This is a genomic window from Pseudomonas citronellolis (assembly GCF_001586155.1).
In the GTDB taxonomy this organism is placed as follows: Bacteria; Pseudomonadota; Gammaproteobacteria; order Pseudomonadales; family Pseudomonadaceae; genus Pseudomonas; species Pseudomonas citronellolis.
Genome location: NZ_CP014158.1, coordinates 810,615 through 827,209 on the forward strand (window position 1 = coordinate 810,615; position 16,595 = coordinate 827,209).

Here is a 16,595-nt window from a genome sequence, read left to right on the forward strand (position 1 = left end):
TGCGGCGGCTAGCCGCCGCACCGGGTCCGTGAGGAGGAAAGGCCTTGAAAGACTTGCTCAATCTGTTGAAAAACCAGGGTCAAATCGAGGAGTTCGATGCCATCCGTATTGGTCTGGCCTCGCCCGAGATGATTCGTTCCTGGTCGTTCGGCGAAGTTAAGAAGCCGGAGACCATCAACTACCGTACCTTCAAGCCGGAGCGCGATGGCCTGTTCTGCGCCAAGATCTTCGGCCCGGTGAAGGACTACGAGTGCCTGTGCGGTAAGTACAAGCGCCTGAAGCACCGCGGTGTGATCTGCGAGAAGTGCGGCGTCGAAGTCGCCCTGGCCAAGGTGCGCCGCGAGCGCATGGGCCACATCGAGCTGGCCTCGCCGGTCGCCCACATCTGGTTCCTGAAGTCCCTGCCGTCCCGTATCGGCCTGCTGCTGGACATGACCCTGCGTGACATCGAGCGCGTGCTCTATTTCGAGAGCTACGTGGTGATCGACCCGGGCATGACCACCCTGGAGAAGGGCCAGCTGCTGAACGACGAGCAGTACTTCGAAGCCCTCGAAGAGTTCGGTGACGACTTCGACGCGCGCATGGGCGCCGAGGCCGTTCGCGAGCTGCTCAACCAGATCGACCTGGAGCACGAGATCGGCCGCCTGCGCGAAGAGATTCCGCAGACCAACTCGGAAACCAAGATCAAGAAGCTGTCCAAGCGCCTGAAGCTGATGGAAGCCTTCCAGGGCTCCGGCAACCATCCGGAGTGGATGGTGCTGACCGTCCTGCCGGTGCTGCCGCCGGACCTGCGTCCGCTGGTTCCGCTGGATGGCGGCCGCTTCGCGACTTCGGATCTGAACGATCTGTACCGCCGGGTGATCAACCGTAACAACCGTCTGAAGCGCCTGCTCGACCTGGCCGCTCCGGACATCATCGTGCGCAACGAAAAGCGCATGCTGCAGGAAGCCGTCGACGCCCTGCTGGACAACGGCCGCCGCGGTCGCGCCATCACCGGCTCGAACAAGCGCCCGCTGAAGTCCCTGGCCGACATGATCAAGGGCAAGCAAGGTCGCTTCCGTCAGAACCTGCTCGGCAAGCGCGTGGACTATTCCGGTCGTTCGGTGATCACCGTCGGCCCGACCCTGCGCCTGCACCAGTGCGGCCTGCCGAAGAAGATGGCCCTCGAGCTGTTCAAGCCGTTCATCTTCGGCAAGCTCGAAGCCCGTGGCATGGCCACCACCATCAAGGCCGCGAAGAAGATGGTCGAGCGCGAACTGCCCGAGGTCTGGGACGTTCTCGCCGAAGTCATCCGCGAACACCCCGTGCTGCTGAACCGTGCGCCGACCCTGCACCGTCTGGGTATCCAGGCGTTCGAGCCGGTGCTCATCGAAGGCAAGGCGATCCAGCTGCACCCGCTGGTGTGCGCGGCGTACAACGCCGACTTCGACGGTGACCAGATGGCCGTCCACGTTCCGCTGACCCTCGAGGCCCAGCTGGAAGCGCGCGCGCTGATGATGTCGACCAACAACATCCTCTCGCCCGCCAACGGCGAGCCGATCATCGTGCCGTCGCAGGACGTGGTGATGGGTCTGTACTACATGACCCGTGAAGCCATCAACGCCAAGGGCGAGGGCATGGCCTTCGCTGACCTGCAGGAAGTCGACCGCGCGTACCGCAGCGGCCAGGTGTCCCTGCACGCCCGCGTGAAAGTACGGATCAACGAGAAGATCAAGAACGAAGACGGCAGCCTGACCGCCAACACCCGCATCGTCGACTCTACCGTCGGCCGTGCCCTGCTGTTCCAGGTCGTACCGGCAGGCCTGCCGTACGACGTGGTCAACCAGCCGATGAAGAAGAAGGCGATCTCCAAGCTGATCAACCACTGCTACCGCGTGGTGGGTCTGAAGGACACCGTCATCTTCGCCGACCAGCTGATGTACACCGGCTTCGCCTACTCGACCATCTCCGGCGTCTCGATCGGCGTGAACGACTTCGTCATCCCGGACGAGAAGGCGCGCATCATCAATGCCGCCACCGAGGAAGTGAAGGAGATCGAGACCCAGTACGCCTCCGGCCTGGTAACCCAGGGCGAGAAGTACAACAAGGTGATCGACCTCTGGTCCAAGGCCAACGACGAAGTGTCCAAGGCGATGATGGCCAACCTCTCGAAAGAGAAGGTCATCGACCGCGAGGGCAAGGAAGTCGACCAGGAGTCCTTCAACTCCATGTACATGATGGCGGACTCCGGTGCGCGGGGTTCCGCGGCCCAGATCCGTCAGTTGGCCGGTATGCGTGGCCTGATGGCCAAGCCGGACGGCTCGATCATCGAGACCCCCATCACCGCGAACTTCCGTGAAGGCCTGAACGTACTCCAGTACTTCATCTCCACCCACGGTGCTCGTAAAGGCCTGGCGGATACCGCACTGAAGACCGCGAACTCCGGTTACCTGACCCGTCGCCTGGTCGACGTGGCCCAGGACCTGGTGGTGACCGAGATCGACTGCGGCACCGAGCACGGCCTGCTGATGTCGCCGCACATCGAAGGCGGCGACGTGGTGGAACCGCTGGGCGAGCGCGTGCTCGGCCGTGTGGTCGCGCGCGACGTGTTCAAGCCCGGTGGCGACGACGTCATCGTGCCGGCCGGCACCCTGATCGACGAGAAGTGGGTCGATTTCCTCGAGCAGATGAGCGTCGACGAAGTCCTGGTCCGTTCGCCGATCACCTGCGAAACCCGTCACGGCATCTGCTCCAAGTGCTACGGCCGCGATCTGGCCCGTGGTCACCAGGTGAACATCGGTGAAGCGGTCGGCGTCATCGCCGCGCAGTCGATCGGTGAGCCGGGTACCCAGCTGACCATGCGTACCTTCCACATCGGTGGTGCGGCCAGCCGGACCTCCGCCGTGGACAACGTCCAGGTGAAGAACGGCGGTACCATCCGCCTGCACAACCTGAAGCACGTCGAGCGTGCCGACGGCGCGCTGGTGGCGGTTTCCCGTTCCGGCGAGCTGGCCGTGGCCGACGACTTCGGTCGCGAGCGCGAGCGCTACAAGCTGCCGTACGGCGCCGTGATCTCCGTGAAGGAAGGTGACAAGGTCGACCCGGGCGCCATCGTCGCCAAGTGGGACCCGCACACCCACCCGATCGTCACCGAAGTGGACGGTACCGTTGCCTTCGCCGGCATGGAAGAGAACATCACCGTCAAGCGCCAGACCGACGAACTCACCGGTCTGACCAACATCGAAGTGATGGATCCGAAAGACCGTCCGGCTTCCGGCAAGGACATCCGTCCGGCGGTGAAGCTGATCGACGCCGCAGGCAAGGACCTGCTGCTGCCGGGCACCGACGTGCCGGCGCAGTACTTCCTGCCCGCCAACGCCCTGGTCAACCTGACCGACGGCGCCAAGGTGCGCGTGGGTGACGTGGTTGCACGTATCCCGCAGGAAACCTCGAAGACCCGCGACATCACCGGTGGTCTGCCGCGCGTTGCCGACCTGTTCGAGGCTCGTCGTCCGAAAGAACCTTCGATCCTGGCGGAAATCAGCGGCACCATTTCCTTCGGCAAGGAAACCAAGGGCAAGCGCCGCCTGGTCATCACGCCGAACGATGGTAGCGATCCGTACGAGGAGCTGATTCCGAAGTGGCGTCACCTGAACGTGTTCGAAGGCGAACAGGTGAACCGCGGCGAAGTCATCTCCGACGGCCCGAGCAACCCGCACGACATCCTGCGTCTGCTGGGCGTCAGCTCGCTGGCCAAGTACATCGTCAACGAGATCCAGGACGTGTACCGCCTGCAGGGCGTGAAGATCAACGACAAGCACATCGAGACCATCCTGCGGCAGATGCTGCGCAAGGTCGAAGTGGCCGAGTCGGGCGACTCCTCCTTCATCAAGGGCGACCAGGTCGAACTGGTCCAGGTGCTGGAAGAGAACGAAGTACTGGCCACCGTGGACAAGTTCCCGGCCAAGTACGAGCGCGTCCTGCTGGGTATCACCAAGGCCTCGCTGTCGACCGAGTCGTTCATCTCCGCGGCATCCTTCCAGGAGACCACCCGCGTCCTCACCGAGGCGGCGGTCACCGGCAAGCGCGACTTCCTGCGCGGCCTGAAGGAAAACGTGGTGGTCGGTCGTCTGATCCCGGCGGGTACCGGCCTTGCCTATCACAGCGAGCGCAAGCGTCAGCGCGAGCTCGGCAAACCGCAGCGCGTGAGCGCCAGCGAAGCCGAAGCAGCACTGGCCGAAGCGCTCAACCTGAGTGGCAATTAAGCCTTGAGCGAAGCCCCGGCTGTCCTGACAGCCGGGGCTTTGTCTTGACGGGGTGCTGGAAGCTCTTTAGTATTTTGTACCCCGAAAATTGGCAGGGCGCATGCTCTGCCATTTCGTTTAAGTGTCGTAAGACAATCAGTGGAGCTATAGATGGCAACTATCAACCAGCTGGTGCGTAAGCCGCGCAAGCGCATGGTCGACAAGAGCGACGTGCCGGCGCTGCAGAACTGCCCGCAACGTCGTGGCGTATGCACCCGCGTATACACCACCACGCCGAAAAAGCCGAACTCGGCACTGCGTAAGGTATGCCGTGTTCGCCTGACCAACGGCTACGAAGTCACTTCGTACATCGGTGGTGAAGGTCACAACCTGCAAGAGCACAGCGTAGTGCTGATCCGTGGCGGTCGTGTAAAGGACCTTCCGGGTGTGCGTTACCACACCGTGCGCGGTTCGCTGGACACCTCGGGTGTCAAAGACCGTAAGCAGGGTCGTTCCAAGTACGGCGCCAAGCGTCCGAAGTAATCGTTTTTTCCTATTTGCTGAGTCGATAAGAGTAAGGTCGGGCGCGTAACCAAAGTGTTGCAGTCCCGGGCTAACCTGAAGACCGTTTGAGGGCTTATCAATGCCAAGACGTCGTGTAGCGGCCAAACGTGAGATCCTGGCCGATCCGAAATACGGAAGCCAGATTCTGGCCAAGTTCATGAACCACGTGATGGAAAGCGGCAAGAAAGCCGTTGCCGAGCGTATCGTTTACGGTGCTCTGGACAAGGTCAAAGAGCGCAGTAAAGGTGACCCCCTGGAACTCTTCGAGAAAGCTCTCGACGCCATCGCTCCGCTGGTCGAAGTGAAGTCCCGCCGTGTCGGCGGTGCTACCTACCAGGTTCCGGTCGAAGTACGTCCGTCCCGTCGTAATGCCCTGGCCATGCGCTGGCTGGTGGACTACGCCCGCAAGCGCGGCGAGAAGTCCATGGCCCTGCGCCTCGCCGGCGAACTGCTGGATGCCGCCGAAGGCAAAGGCGCCGCCGTCAAGAAGCGTGAAGACGTGCACCGTATGGCTGAAGCCAACAAGGCCTTCTCCCACTACCGCTTCTAATCGCGGCTTCCATTCTTTTGCGAGGGCTTTATGGCTCGTACTACAGCAATTAACCGCTACCGGAACATTGGTATCTGCGCCCACGTCGACGCGGGCAAGACCACCACTACCGAGCGGATCCTGTTCTACACAGGTCTCAGCCACAAGATGGGTGAGGTACACGACGGCGCTGCTACCACCGACTGGATGGTGCAGGAGCAGGAGCGTGGTATCACCATCACCTCCGCTGCGATCACGACCTTCTGGGAAGGTTCGCGCGGCCAGTACGACAAATACCGCGTAAACGTCATCGACACCCCCGGCCACGTAGACTTCACCATTGAAGTTGAGCGCTCTCTGCGCGTACTGGACGGTGCTGTCGTGGTGTTCTGCGGCACCTCCGGCGTTGAGCCGCAGTCCGAAACCGTATGGCGTCAGGCCAACAAGTACGGCGTTCCGCGTATCGTCTACGTGAACAAGATGGACCGCGCCGGCGCCAACTTCCTGCGCGTCGTCGGTCAGATCAAGAACCGCCTGGGCCACACCCCGGTCCCGGTTCAGCTGGCCATCGGTGCAGAAGATGACTTCCAGGGTCAGATCGACCTGATGAAGATGAAGGCCATCTACTGGAACGAAGACGACAAGGGCACCAGCTACCGCGAGGAAGAGATTCCCGCCGAGCTGCTGGACCTGGCCAACGAATGGCGCAACAACATGGTCGAGGCTGCTGCCGAGGCCAACGAAGAGCTGATGAACAAGTACCTGGAAGGCGGCGAGCTGTCGATCGAAGAGATCAAGGCCGGCCTGCGCCAGCGTACCATCGCCTGCGAAATCGTTCCGGCGGTCTGCGGTTCGTCCTTCAAGAACAAGGGCGTGCCCCTGGTTCTGGACGCCGTCATCGACTTCCTGCCTGCTCCGACCGAGATCCCGGCCATCCAGGGCGTCCACCCGGACAGCACCGATGACAACGAGATCCACGACGAGCGTCCGGCCGACGACAACGCTCCGTTCTCCGCTCTGGCGTTCAAGATCGCTACCGACCCGTTCGTCGGTACCCTGACTTTCGTCCGCGTCTACTCGGGCGTTCTGGAGTCCGGCCAGTCGGTCATCAACTCCGTGAAGGGCAAGAAAGAGCGCGTTGGTCGTATGGTGCAGATGCACGCCAACCAGCGTGACGAGATCAAGGAAGTGCGCGCTGGCGACATCGCGGCTCTGATCGGCATGAAGGACGTCACCACTGGTGACACCCTGTGCGACATCGAGAAGCCGATCATCCTCGAGCGCATGGACTTCCCGGAGCCGGTCATCTCGGTCGCTGTCGAGCCGAAGACCAAGGCTGACCAGGAGAAGATGGGCATCGCCCTCGGCAAGCTGGCCCAGGAAGACCCGTCGTTCCGCGTCAAGACCGACGAAGAAACCGGCCAGACCATCATCTCCGGTATGGGTGAGCTGCACCTGGACATCCTCGTCGACCGCATGAAGCGCGAGTTCGGCGTCGAGGCCAACATCGGCAAGCCGCAGGTTTCCTACCGCGAAACCATCTCCAAGGACAACGTCGAGATCGAAGGCAAGTTCGTTCGTCAGTCCGGTGGTCGCGGTCAGTTCGGTCACTGCTGGATCCGCTTCTCGACTCCGGATGTGGACGAGAAGGGCAACATCACCGAAGGCCTGGTGTTCACCAGCGAAGTCGTAGGTGGTGTGGTTCCGAAGGAATACATCCCGGCGATCCAGAAGGGCATCGAAGAGCAGATGAAGAACGGCGTCGTCGCCGGCTATCCGCTCATCGGCCTGAAGGCCACCGTGTTCGATGGTTCCTACCACGACGTCGACTCCAACGAGATGGCGTTCAAGATCGCTGCTTCCATGGCGACCAAGCAGCTGGCCCAGAAGGGCGGCGGCAAGGTGCTCGAGCCGATCATGAAAGTGGAAGTGGTGACTCCTGAGGACTACATGGGCGACGTGATGGGCGACCTGAACCGTCGTCGCGGTCTGATTCAGGGGATGGAAGACTCGGTTTCCGGTAAGGTTATCCGTGCCGAGGTTCCGCTGGGCGAGATGTTCGGTTATGCGACCGACGTACGTTCCATGTCCCAGGGTCGCGCGAGCTACTCCATGGAATTCTCCAAATACGCCGAAGCTCCGTCGAACATCGTCGAAGCGCTGGTTAAAAAACAAGCTTGATTCAGCCCTTTAAGTTAAGAGGTTACTGTCGTGGCTAAGGAAAAATTTGAACGTAACAAACCGCACGTCAACGTTGGCACCATCGGCCACGTTGACCACGGTAAGACCACTCTGACCGCTGCTCTGACCAAGGTCTGCTCCGAGACCTGGGGTGGCTCCGCTCGCGCCTTCGACCAGATCGACAACGCGCCGGAAGAGAAAGCCCGTGGTATCACCATCAACACTTCGCACGTCGAATACGACTCGCCGGTACGCCACTACGCTCATGTAGACTGCCCGGGCCACGCCGACTACGTGAAGAACATGATCACCGGTGCTGCCCAGATGGACGGCGCGATCCTGGTTTGCTCGGCTGCCGACGGCCCCATGCCGCAGACCCGCGAGCACATCCTGCTGTCCCGTCAGGTAGGCGTTCCCTACATCGTCGTGTTCCTGAACAAGGCCGACATGGTTGACGACGCCGAGCTGCTGGAACTGGTCGAGATGGAAGTTCGCGACCTGCTGAACACCTACGACTTCCCGGGCGACGACACTCCGATCGTGATCGGTTCCGCGCTGATGGCCCTGAACGGCCAGGATGACAACGAGATGGGCGTTTCCGCCGTGCGCAAGCTGGTAGAAACCCTGGACTCCTACATCCCCGAGCCGGTTCGTGCCATCGACCAGCCGTTCCTGATGCCGATCGAAGACGTGTTCTCGATCTCCGGCCGCGGCACCGTGGTAACCGGTCGTGTCGAGCGCGGTATCGTCAAGGTCCAGGAAGAAGTGGAAATCGTCGGTATCCGTCCGACCACCAAGACCACCTGCACCGGCGTTGAAATGTTCCGCAAGCTGCTCGACGAAGGTCGTGCTGGCGAGAACGTCGGCGTCCTGCTGCGCGGCACCAAGCGTGAAGACGTAGAGCGTGGCCAGGTTCTGGCCAAGCCGGGCACCATCAAGCCGCACACCAAGTTCGAGTGCGAAGTGTACGTGCTGTCCAAGGAAGAAGGCGGTCGTCACACCCCGTTCTTCAAGGGCTACCGTCCGCAGTTCTACTTCCGTACCACCGACGTGACCGGCAACTGCGAGCTGCCGGAAGGCGTCGAGATGGTAATGCCGGGTGACAACGTCAAGATGACCGTCACCCTGATCGCCCCGATCGCCATGGAAGACGGCCTGCGCTTCGCTATCCGCGAAGGCGGCCGTACCGTTGGCGCCGGCGTGGTTGCCAAGATCATCGAGTAATCGACTGATCTAGCGCATGAGGAAAAGGGGCCCTTCGGGGCCCCTTTTTCGTTGGATTGGTTAAATATTGACACCCTCCAGGGGCATCCGTACAATTGCGCCTCCTTTTAACGGGCGGAGTCCGCCCGTTGGGAATGGCAACTTGGAGTCTGAGGTCAAATGCAAAATCAACAAATCCGTATTCGGTTGAAGGCTTTTGACCATCGCCTGATCGACCAGTCTACCCAGGAAATCGTGGAAACCGCGAAACGTACTGGGGCTCAGGTGCGTGGTCCGATTCCTCTGCCGACCCGCAAGGAACGTTACACCGTGCTGATTTCCCCGCACGTCAACAAGGACGCTCGTGACCAGTACGAAATTCGTACCCACAAGCGTGTGCTCGACATCGTTCAGCCGACCGACAAGACCGTCGACGCGCTGATGAAGCTCGACCTTGCTGCTGGCGTCGAAGTACAGATCAGCCTCGGCTAATGCCTTCGGCATTGGTCGTGTAACGCTCTGAAATGGGCGGCCATAGCGGGTGAAAGCCCCGTACACTAAAGAGGTTCTTAAGATGACAATTGGTGTTGTCGGTCGTAAGTGCGGCATGACCCGCATTTTCACCGAAGATGGTGTCTCCATTCCGGTCACGGTCATTGAGGTCGAGCCGAATCGCGTCACCCAGTTCAAGAACGAAGAGACCGATGGCTATCGCGCTGTGCAGGTAACTGCCGGCGAGCGTCGTGCTTCTCGCGTGACCAAGGCTCAGGCCGGTCACTTTGCCAAGGCGAATGTCGCCGCCGGTCGCGGCGTGTGGGAATTCCGTCTGGGCGAAGAGGAGTTCAAGGCAGGCGATTCCATCTCCGTCGATCTGTTCCAGGCAGGCCAGCTGGTAGACGTTACCGGCGAGTCCAAGGGTAAAGGCTACGCCGGTACCATCAAGCGCTGGAACTTCCGTGGTCAGGACAATACCCACGGTAACTCCGTTTCCCACCGCGTCCCGGGTTCGATCGGCCAGTGCCAGACTCCTGGTCGAGTGTTCAAGGGCAAGAAAATGTCCGGTCACATGGGTGCTGAGCGTGTAACCGTTCAATCCCTTGAGGTCGTGCGTGTCGATGCCGAGCGTAATCTGCTGCTGGTCAAGGGTGCCGTTCCTGGCGCTACCGGCGGTGACGTGCTCGTGCGTCCGGCAGCCAAGGCTCGCGGTTAAGAGGGGAAGCTGAGATGCAACTTAATGTGAACGGCGCTCAGGCTATCGAAGTCTCCGAGCGTACCTTTGGCAGCGAATTCAACGAGACTCTGGTTCACCAGGCTGTCGTCGCCTACATGGCTGGCGGTCGTCAGGGCACCCGTGCTCAGAAAACTCGTTCCGAAGTCTCCGGTGGCGGCAAGAAGCCGTGGCGTCAGAAGGGCACCGGTCGTGCTCGCGCTGGTACCATCCGCAGCCCCATCTGGCGTGGGGGCGGCACCACTTTCGCCGCCAAACCGCAGGATCACTCCCAGAAGCTCAACAAGAAGATGTACCGCGCAGCCCTGCGCTCCATCCTCTCCGAGCTGGTCCGTCTGGACCGCCTGGTTGTCGTTGCCGACTTCGCCGTCGATGCACCGAAAACCAAAGGTCTGGTCAGCAAGCTGGACGGCCTGGGCCTGAAAGACGTGCTGATCGTCACCGATGGCGTTGATGAAAACCTGTACCTGGCTGCGCGCAACCTGGCGCACGTCGATGTACGCGACGTCCAGGGTTCCGACCCGGTCAGCCTGATCGCCTACGACAAGGTGCTCGTCACCGTGTCCGCCGTGAAGAAGTTCGAGGAGCTGCTGGCATGAACCAGGAACGCGTATTCAAAGTGCTGCTGGGCCCGCATATCTCCGAGAAAGCCACGGGGCTGGCGGACGGCAAGAGCCAATTCGTTTTCAAGGTTGCCACTGATGCAACCAAGCTGGAAATCAAGAAGGCCGTCGAAAGCCTGTTCGGCGTGAAAGTACGTCGCGTCACCACCCTGAACGTTCAGGGCAAGACCAAGCGTACCGTTCGCGGCCTGGGCAAGCGTAACGACTGGAAGAAGGCGTACATCGCCCTTCAGCCCGGCCAAGATCTCGATTTCGCAGCTGGCGCTGAGTAAAGGGGTGCATCATGGCAATCGTTAAATGCAAACCGACTTCCGCTGGTCGTCGCTTCGTCGTCAAGGTCGTGAACCAGAACCTGCACAAGGGTGCTCCGTTCGCTGGCCTGGTCGAGAAGAAGTCCAAGTCGGGCGGCCGTAACAACAACGGTCGTATCACCACCCGCCACATCGGCGGTGGTCACAAGCAGCACTACCGTCTGGTCGACTTCCGCCGCAACAAGGATGGCATCCCTGCCATCGTCGAGCGCGTGGAATATGACCCGAACCGCACTGCGCACATCGCTCTGCTGAAGTACGCGGACGGTGAGCGTCGTTACATCATCGCCCCCAAAGGCGTGGTGGCTGGCGATCAACTGATCTCCGGTATCGGCGCTCCGATCAAGCCCGGCAACAACATGCCGCTGCGCAACATCCCGGTTGGTAGCACCATCCACGGTATCGAGCTGAAGCCGGGCAAAGGCGCCCAGCTGGTTCGCTCCGCTGGCGCCTCGGCCCAGCTGGTAGCCCGTGAAGGCGCTTACGTAACCGTGCGTCTGCGTTCCGGTGAAATGCGTAAAGTCCTGGCTGACTGCCGTGCGACCCTGGGTGAAGTCTCGAACTCCGAGCACAGCCTGCGTTCGCTGGGTAAAGCTGGTGCCAAACGCTGGCGCGGCATTCGCCCGACCGTTCGTGGCGTCGCCATGAACCCGGTCGACCACCCGCATGGTGGTGGTGAAGGTCGTACCTCTGCTGGTCGTCATCCGGTATCGCCGTGGGGTCTTCAGACCAAGGGTAAGAAGACTCGCGCGAACAAGCGTACCGATAACATGATCGTCCGTCGCCGCAAGTAAATAGAGGGATACGACAGTGCCGCGTTCTCTGAAAAAAGGTCCTTTTATCGATCTTCACCTGCTGAAGAAGGTCGAAGTGGCGGTGGAAAAGAACGACCGTAAGCCGATCAAGACCTGGTCGCGTCGTTCGATGATTCTGCCGCATATGGTTGGTCTGACCATCGCTGTCCACAACGGCCGTCAACACGTGCCGGTCCTGGTCAACGAAGACATGGTCGGTCACAAACTCGGCGAGTTCGCTGCTACCCGCACTTATCGTGGGCATGCTGCGGACAAGAAAGCCAAGCGTTAAGGGGTAAGGAAGATGGAAGTAGCCGCTAAGCTGTCGGGCGCTCGTATCTCCGCCCAGAAAGCCCGCTTGGTCGCCGACCAGATCCGCGGGAAGAAGGTGGGCGAAGCGCTCAACCTCCTGGCTTTCAGCAGTAAGAAAGCCGCCGAGATCATGAAGAAAGTGCTGGAGTCGGCTGTTGCCAACGCTGAGCACAACGAAGGCGCCGATGTGGACGACCTGAAGGTCTCCACCGTCTTCGTCAACGAAGGTCGTTCGCTCAAGCGCATCATGCCGCGCGCCAAAGGCCGTGCTGATCGCATCGTCAAGCGGTCTTGCCATATCACTGTCAAGGTTGCGGACAAGTAACGGAGTCGATCAGATGGGTCAGAAAGTACATCCCAATGGCATCCGCCTGGGTATCGTCAAGGAGCACACCTCCGTTTGGTACGCAGATAAGCGCACTTACGCCGATTATCTGTTCGCCGACCTGAAGGTCCGTGAGTACCTCCAAGACAAACTAAAAAGCGCGTCCGTAAGCCGTATCGATATCCATCGCCCGGCTCAAACCGCACGTATCACCATCCACACCGCCCGTCCCGGTATCGTGATCGGCAAGAAAGGTGAAGATGTTGAGAAGCTGCGTCAGGACCTGACCAAGCAAATGGGTGTGCCCGTGCACATCAACATCGAGGAAATCCGCAAGCCGGAACTCGATAGCATGCTGGTTGCGCAGAGCGTAGCTCAGCAGCTGGAACGCCGCGTCATGTTCCGTCGCGCCATGAAGCGCGCCGTGCAGAACGCCATGCGTATTGGTGCCAAGGGCATCAAGATCCAGGTGAGCGGTCGTTTGGGCGGCGCTGAAATTGCTCGTACCGAATGGTATCGCGAAGGTCGTGTGCCCCTGCACACCCTGCGTGCCGATATCGACTATGCCACCTACGAAGCGCACACCACCTACGGTGTGATCGGTGTCAAGGTTTGGATCTTCAAAGGCGAGGTCATCGGTGGCCGCCAGGAAGAGCTCAAGCCGGTAGCGCCCGCTCCTCGTAAAAAAGCTGCTAAGTAAGGAGTACGCAAATGCTGCAACCTAAGCGTACGAAGTTCCGCAAGCAAATGACCGGTCACAACCGTGGCCTGGCTCATCGCGGTAGCAAAGTCAGCTTCGGCGAGTTCGCCCTCAAGGCGACCAGCCGTGGCCGTCTCACCGCGCGTCAGATCGAGTCCGCACGTCGTGCGCTGACCCGTCACGTAAAACGTGGCGGCAAGATCTGGATCCGCGTATTCCCCGACAAGCCGGTTACCAAGAAGCCCCTCGAAGTTCGTATGGGTAAAGGTAAGGGCGGCGTCGAGTACTGGGTAGCCCAGATTCAACCGGGCAAGGTCCTGTACGAGATCGAGGGTGTATCCGAAGAGCTGGCGCGTGAGGCATTCGCCCTGGCTGCTGCAAAGCTGCCGCTCGCCACCTCCTTTGTTAAGCGGACGGTGATGTGATGAAAGCGAATGAACTTCGTGAGAAATCCGTGGAGCAGCTGAACGAGCAACTGCTCGGCCTGCTGCGCGACCAGTTCAATCTGCGTATGCAGAAAGCAACTGGCCAGTTGGCGCAGTCCCACCTGCTCTCGCAGGTGAAGCGCGACATCGCTCGCGTCAAAACTGTGCTCAATCAGCAAGCAGGTAAGTGAACATGGCTGAAGCTCAGAAAACCGTCCGTACGCTGACCGGCCGCGTCGTCAGCGACAAGATGGACAAGACCGTCACCGTTCTGATCGAGCGTCGCGTCAAGCACCCGATCTACGGCAAATACGTGAAGCGTTCGACCAAGCTGCACGCCCACGACGAAACCAATCAGTGCCGCATTGGTGACCTGGTCACCATTCGCGAAACCCGTCCGCTGGCCAAGACCAAGGCCTGGACCCTGGTTGATATCGTCGAGCGCGCAGTGGAAGTCTAAGGGTCGGAGATAGATAATGATTCAGACTCAATCCATGCTCGATGTCGCTGATAACAGCGGCGCGCGTCGCGTAATGTGCATCAAGGTGCTCGGCGGTTCCCACCGTCGCTACGCCGGCATTGGCGACATCATCAAAGTCACCGTCAAGGAAGCGATTCCGCGCGGCAAGGTGAAGAAAGGCCAGGTCATGACTGCCGTGGTCGTTCGTACCAAGCACGGCGTTCGTCGCACCGACGGCTCCATCATCCGCTTCGACGGTAACGCCGCCGTCCTGCTGAACAACAAGCAGGAGCCGATCGGCACCCGTATCTTCGGGCCCGTGACTCGTGAACTTCGTACCGAGAAGTTCATGAAGATCGTCTCGCTCGCCCCTGAAGTGCTGTAAGGAGTAGCCGTCATGCAAAAAATTCGTCGTGACGACGAAGTCATCGTCATTGCCGGCAAGGACAAGGGCAAGCGTGGCAAGGTGCTGAAAGTTCTCGCTGACGACCGTCTGGTCGTCGGCGGTGTGAACCTGATCAAGCGCCACACCAAGCCCAACCCCATGCTCAACCAGCAAGGCGGGATCGTCGAGAAGGAGGCGCCTCTGCACGTCTCCAACGTCGCCATCTTCAACCCGGAAACCAGCAAGGCTGACCGCGTTGGCTTCAAGGTAGAAGACGGTAAGAAGGTTCGTGTCTTCAAGTCGACCCAGAAACCGGTCCAGGCTTGAGGGAGTAGGTAGATACCATGGCACGATTGAAAGAACTGTACCGGAAGGAAATCGCGCCCAAGCTGAAGCAAGAGCTTCAGCTGGCGAACGTGATGGAAGTTCCGCGCGTTACCAAAATCACCCTGAACATGGGTCTTGGCGAAGCTGTCGGTGACAAGAAAGTCATCGAGAGCGCCGTGGCCGATCTGGAAAAGATCGCAGGCCAGAAGCCGGTCGTGACTTACGCTCGTAAGTCCATCGCCGGCTTCAAGATCCGTGAAGGCTGGCCGATCGGCGTGAAGGTCACCCTGCGTGGCGACCGCATGTACGAATTCCTGGACCGCCTGCTCTCCATCTCCCTGCCGCGCGTGCGTGACTTCCGCGGCCTGAATGCCAAGTCCTTCGATGGCCGCGGCAACTACAGCATGGGCGTGAAAGAGCAGATCATCTTCCCGGAAATCGATTACGACAAGATCGATGCTCTGCGCGGCATGGACATCACTCTGACCACCACCGCCCGTACGGACGATGAAGGTCGCGCTCTGCTGCGCGCCTTCAACTTCCCGTTCCGCAACTGATTGGAGTAGGAACATGGCCAAAGAGAGCATGAAAAACCGTGAGCTGAAGCGTCAGCGCACGGTAGCCAAGTACGCCCAGAAGCGTGCCGAGCTGAAAGCGATCATCGCTAATCCGAACTCCTCCCAGGAAGAGCGTTGGAATGCGCAGGTCGCCCTGCAGAAGCAACCGCGTGACGCGAGCGCCAGCCGCCTGCGTAACCGTTGCCGCCTGACCGGTCGTCCGCACGGCTTCTACCGCAAGTTCGGCCTGAGCCGTAACAAGCTGCGTGAAGCCGCCATGCGCGGCGACGTACCGGGCCTGGTGAAAGCCAGCTGGTAAGTCGGTCGAGACGGGGCCGGCAACGGCTCCGTTGATCGCTTTGCGAAGCAAGCCCCCTCGTGGGGCTTGATTCGTTTTTGAGCGGTCTCTAGAATACCCGGCTCCCCTGAGCCTGGGTTTTTCTCACCCTGCGTTTTGAGGGTGAGTATCGTTGAAGGCTTATCTTTTGTATCAGGAGCATTAAGCCCATGAGTATGCAGGACCCGTTAGCAGACATGCTAACTCGCATCCGTAATGCCCAGATGGCTGAGAAGACCGTCGTGAGCATGCCGTCTTCCAAGCTGAAGGCGGCAGTAGCCAAAGTCCTCAAGGACGAAGGTTACATTGCGGACTATCAGGTCAGCGCCGAGGCCAAGCCTCAGCTGTCCATCGAGCTGAAGTACTTCGAAGGCAAGCCCGTCATCGAAGAAGTGAAGCGAATCAGCCGTCCTGGCCTGCGCCAGTACAAGTCCGTAGATCAGCTGCCGAAAGTTCGCGGTGGTCTGGGTGTGTCGATCGTCTCCACCAACAAAGGTGTGATGACCGACCGCGCAGCCCGTGCCGCTGGCGTTGGTGGCGAAGTGCTCTGCACTGTGTTCTAAGGGGAATCAGCATGTCTCGCGTTGCTAAGAACCCCGTCAAGCTGCCCGCCGGCGTCGAAATCAAGCTGGCTGGTCAGGAACTCTCGGTCAAGGGCTCCAAAGGCTCCCTCGAGCTGAAAGTCCACCCGTCCGTAGAAGTCATCCAGGACAACGGTGAGCTGCGTTTCGCCGCCCGTAACGGCGACCAGCAGACCCGTGCCATGGCCGGTACCACCCGCGCCCTGGTCAACAACATGGTGATCGGCGTCAGCCAGGGCTTCGAGCGCAAGCTCCAGCTGGTCGGCGTTGGTTACAAGGCGCAGGCCAAAGGCCAAGTGCTGTCCCTGGCCCTCGGCTTCTCCCACCCGGTCGATTACGAACTGCCCGCCGGCATCGTCGCCGAAACCCCCAGCCAGACCGATATCCTGATCAAGGGCATCGACAAGCAGCTGGTCGGCCAGGTTGCCGCGGAGATCCGCGATTTCCGTCCGCCGGAGCCGTACAAAGGCAAGGGCGTGCGGTATTCGGACGAAGTCGTACTTCGTAAAGAAGCCAAGAAGAAGTAGGGC

General features: G+C 60.4%; 22 protein-coding genes. All 22 read left to right on the top strand.

Annotated features, from left to right (window positions below; translation table 11 throughout):
• Positions 1 to 44 precede the first annotated feature (44 nt).
• The 22 genes from rpoC to rplF all read left to right on the top strand — a co-directional run bounded on the left by rpoC (position 45) and on the right by rplF (position 16,592).
• Entirely contained in the window at positions 45 to 4,244 is a 4,200-nt protein-coding gene (rpoC, locus tag PcP3B5_RS03690; RefSeq protein ID WP_009617128.1) for a DNA-directed RNA polymerase subunit beta', read from the top strand.
• Between the two features lie 150 nt (positions 4,245 to 4,394).
• Entirely contained in the window at positions 4,395 to 4,766 is a 372-nt protein-coding gene (gene rpsL / locus PcP3B5_RS03695) for a 30S ribosomal protein S12 (protein ID WP_009617130.1), read from the top strand.
• Positions 4,767 to 4,866: 100 nt separating this feature from the next.
• Positions 4,867 to 5,337 (top strand): 30S ribosomal protein S7, encoded by a 471-nt coding sequence (gene rpsG, locus PcP3B5_RS03700; protein ID WP_009617132.1) that lies wholly within the window; start codon positions 4,867 to 4,869, stop codon positions 5,335 to 5,337.
• A gap of 30 nt (positions 5,338 to 5,367) precedes the next feature.
• Positions 5,368 to 7,497, top strand: coding sequence for an elongation factor G (gene fusA / locus PcP3B5_RS03705; protein WP_009617134.1), 2,130 nt, complete (start codon positions 5,368 to 5,370; stop codon positions 7,495 to 7,497).
• 30 nt (positions 7,498 to 7,527) lie between these two features.
• On the top strand, positions 7,528 to 8,721 hold the full coding sequence (gene tuf, locus PcP3B5_RS03710) for an elongation factor Tu (RefSeq protein WP_009617114.1): 1,194 nt from the start codon (positions 7,528 to 7,530) through the stop codon (positions 8,719 to 8,721).
• Between the two features lie 159 nt (positions 8,722 to 8,880).
• Entirely contained in the window at positions 8,881 to 9,192 is a 312-nt protein-coding gene (gene rpsJ / locus PcP3B5_RS03715) for a 30S ribosomal protein S10 (RefSeq protein WP_003243886.1), read from the top strand.
• Between the two features lie 82 nt (positions 9,193 to 9,274).
• Positions 9,275 to 9,910: a 50S ribosomal protein L3 gene (gene rplC, locus PcP3B5_RS03720; RefSeq protein WP_009617147.1), complete on the top strand. Its 636-nt coding sequence runs from the start codon at positions 9,275 to 9,277 to the stop codon at positions 9,908 to 9,910.
• A 14-nt stretch (positions 9,911 to 9,924) separates the two neighbouring features.
• Positions 9,925 to 10,527 carry a 50S ribosomal protein L4 gene (gene rplD / locus PcP3B5_RS03725; RefSeq protein WP_009617148.1) on the top strand — a complete coding sequence of 201 codons (603 nt, stop codon included), beginning with the start codon at positions 9,925 to 9,927 and terminating at the stop codon, positions 10,525 to 10,527.
• A complete protein-coding gene (gene rplW / locus PcP3B5_RS03730) occupies positions 10,524 to 10,823 on the top strand; it encodes a 50S ribosomal protein L23 (RefSeq protein WP_043273414.1) in 300 nt (99 codons plus the stop codon). Before rplD ends, rplW begins: the two co-directional genes overlap by 4 nt.
• 11 nt (positions 10,824 to 10,834) lie before the next feature.
• Positions 10,835 to 11,656 (top strand): 50S ribosomal protein L2, encoded by an 822-nt coding sequence (gene rplB / locus PcP3B5_RS03735; RefSeq protein WP_009617152.1) that lies wholly within the window; start codon positions 10,835 to 10,837, stop codon positions 11,654 to 11,656.
• A gap of 16 nt (positions 11,657 to 11,672) precedes the next feature.
• Complete coding sequence (gene rpsS, locus PcP3B5_RS03740) at positions 11,673 to 11,948, top strand: 30S ribosomal protein S19 (RefSeq protein ID WP_003093734.1); 276 nt, start codon at positions 11,673 to 11,675, stop codon at positions 11,946 to 11,948.
• A 12-nt stretch (positions 11,949 to 11,960) separates the two neighbouring features.
• Positions 11,961 to 12,293, top strand: a complete 333-nt coding sequence (rplV, locus tag PcP3B5_RS03745) for a 50S ribosomal protein L22 (RefSeq protein WP_003103908.1) — start codon at positions 11,961 to 11,963, stop codon at positions 12,291 to 12,293.
• Positions 12,294 to 12,306: 13 nt separating this feature from the next.
• Positions 12,307 to 12,993, top strand: coding sequence for a 30S ribosomal protein S3 (gene rpsC / locus PcP3B5_RS03750; RefSeq protein WP_009617162.1), 687 nt, complete (start codon positions 12,307 to 12,309; stop codon positions 12,991 to 12,993).
• An 11-nt stretch (positions 12,994 to 13,004) separates the two neighbouring features.
• Positions 13,005 to 13,418, top strand: a complete 414-nt coding sequence (gene rplP / locus PcP3B5_RS03755) for a 50S ribosomal protein L16 (RefSeq protein WP_009617163.1) — start codon at positions 13,005 to 13,007, stop codon at positions 13,416 to 13,418.
• On the top strand, positions 13,418 to 13,609 hold the full coding sequence (rpmC, locus tag PcP3B5_RS03760) for a 50S ribosomal protein L29 (protein WP_009617164.1): 192 nt from the start codon (positions 13,418 to 13,420) through the stop codon (positions 13,607 to 13,609). Before rplP ends, rpmC begins: the two co-directional genes overlap by 1 nt.
• A gap of 2 nt (positions 13,610 to 13,611) precedes the next feature.
• Complete coding sequence (gene rpsQ, locus PcP3B5_RS03765; RefSeq protein ID WP_009617165.1) at positions 13,612 to 13,878, top strand: 30S ribosomal protein S17; 267 nt, start codon at positions 13,612 to 13,614, stop codon at positions 13,876 to 13,878.
• Positions 13,879 to 13,894: 16 nt separating this feature from the next.
• The gene (rplN, locus tag PcP3B5_RS03770; protein WP_003093714.1) at positions 13,895 to 14,263 is read left to right on the top strand and encodes a 50S ribosomal protein L14; all 369 of its coding nucleotides are present in this window, start codon (positions 13,895 to 13,897) and stop codon (positions 14,261 to 14,263) included.
• A 12-nt stretch (positions 14,264 to 14,275) separates the two neighbouring features.
• Positions 14,276 to 14,590 (top strand): 50S ribosomal protein L24, encoded by a 315-nt coding sequence (gene rplX / locus PcP3B5_RS03775; RefSeq protein ID WP_009617167.1) that lies wholly within the window; start codon positions 14,276 to 14,278, stop codon positions 14,588 to 14,590.
• Positions 14,591 to 14,607: 17 nt separating this feature from the next.
• Entirely contained in the window at positions 14,608 to 15,147 is a 540-nt protein-coding gene (gene rplE, locus PcP3B5_RS03780) for a 50S ribosomal protein L5 (protein WP_009617168.1), read from the top strand.
• Between the two features lie 13 nt (positions 15,148 to 15,160).
• Positions 15,161 to 15,466 carry a 30S ribosomal protein S14 gene (gene rpsN, locus PcP3B5_RS03785; protein ID WP_009617169.1) on the top strand — a complete coding sequence of 102 codons (306 nt, stop codon included), beginning with the start codon at positions 15,161 to 15,163 and terminating at the stop codon, positions 15,464 to 15,466.
• 188 nt (positions 15,467 to 15,654) lie between these two features.
• Positions 15,655 to 16,047 (top strand): 30S ribosomal protein S8, encoded by a 393-nt coding sequence (rpsH, locus tag PcP3B5_RS03790; protein WP_009617170.1) that lies wholly within the window; start codon positions 15,655 to 15,657, stop codon positions 16,045 to 16,047.
• 11 nt (positions 16,048 to 16,058) lie between these two features.
• Positions 16,059 to 16,592 (top strand): 50S ribosomal protein L6, encoded by a 534-nt coding sequence (rplF, locus tag PcP3B5_RS03795; protein ID WP_009617171.1) that lies wholly within the window; start codon positions 16,059 to 16,061, stop codon positions 16,590 to 16,592.
• Positions 16,593 to 16,595: the final 3 nt, after the last annotated feature.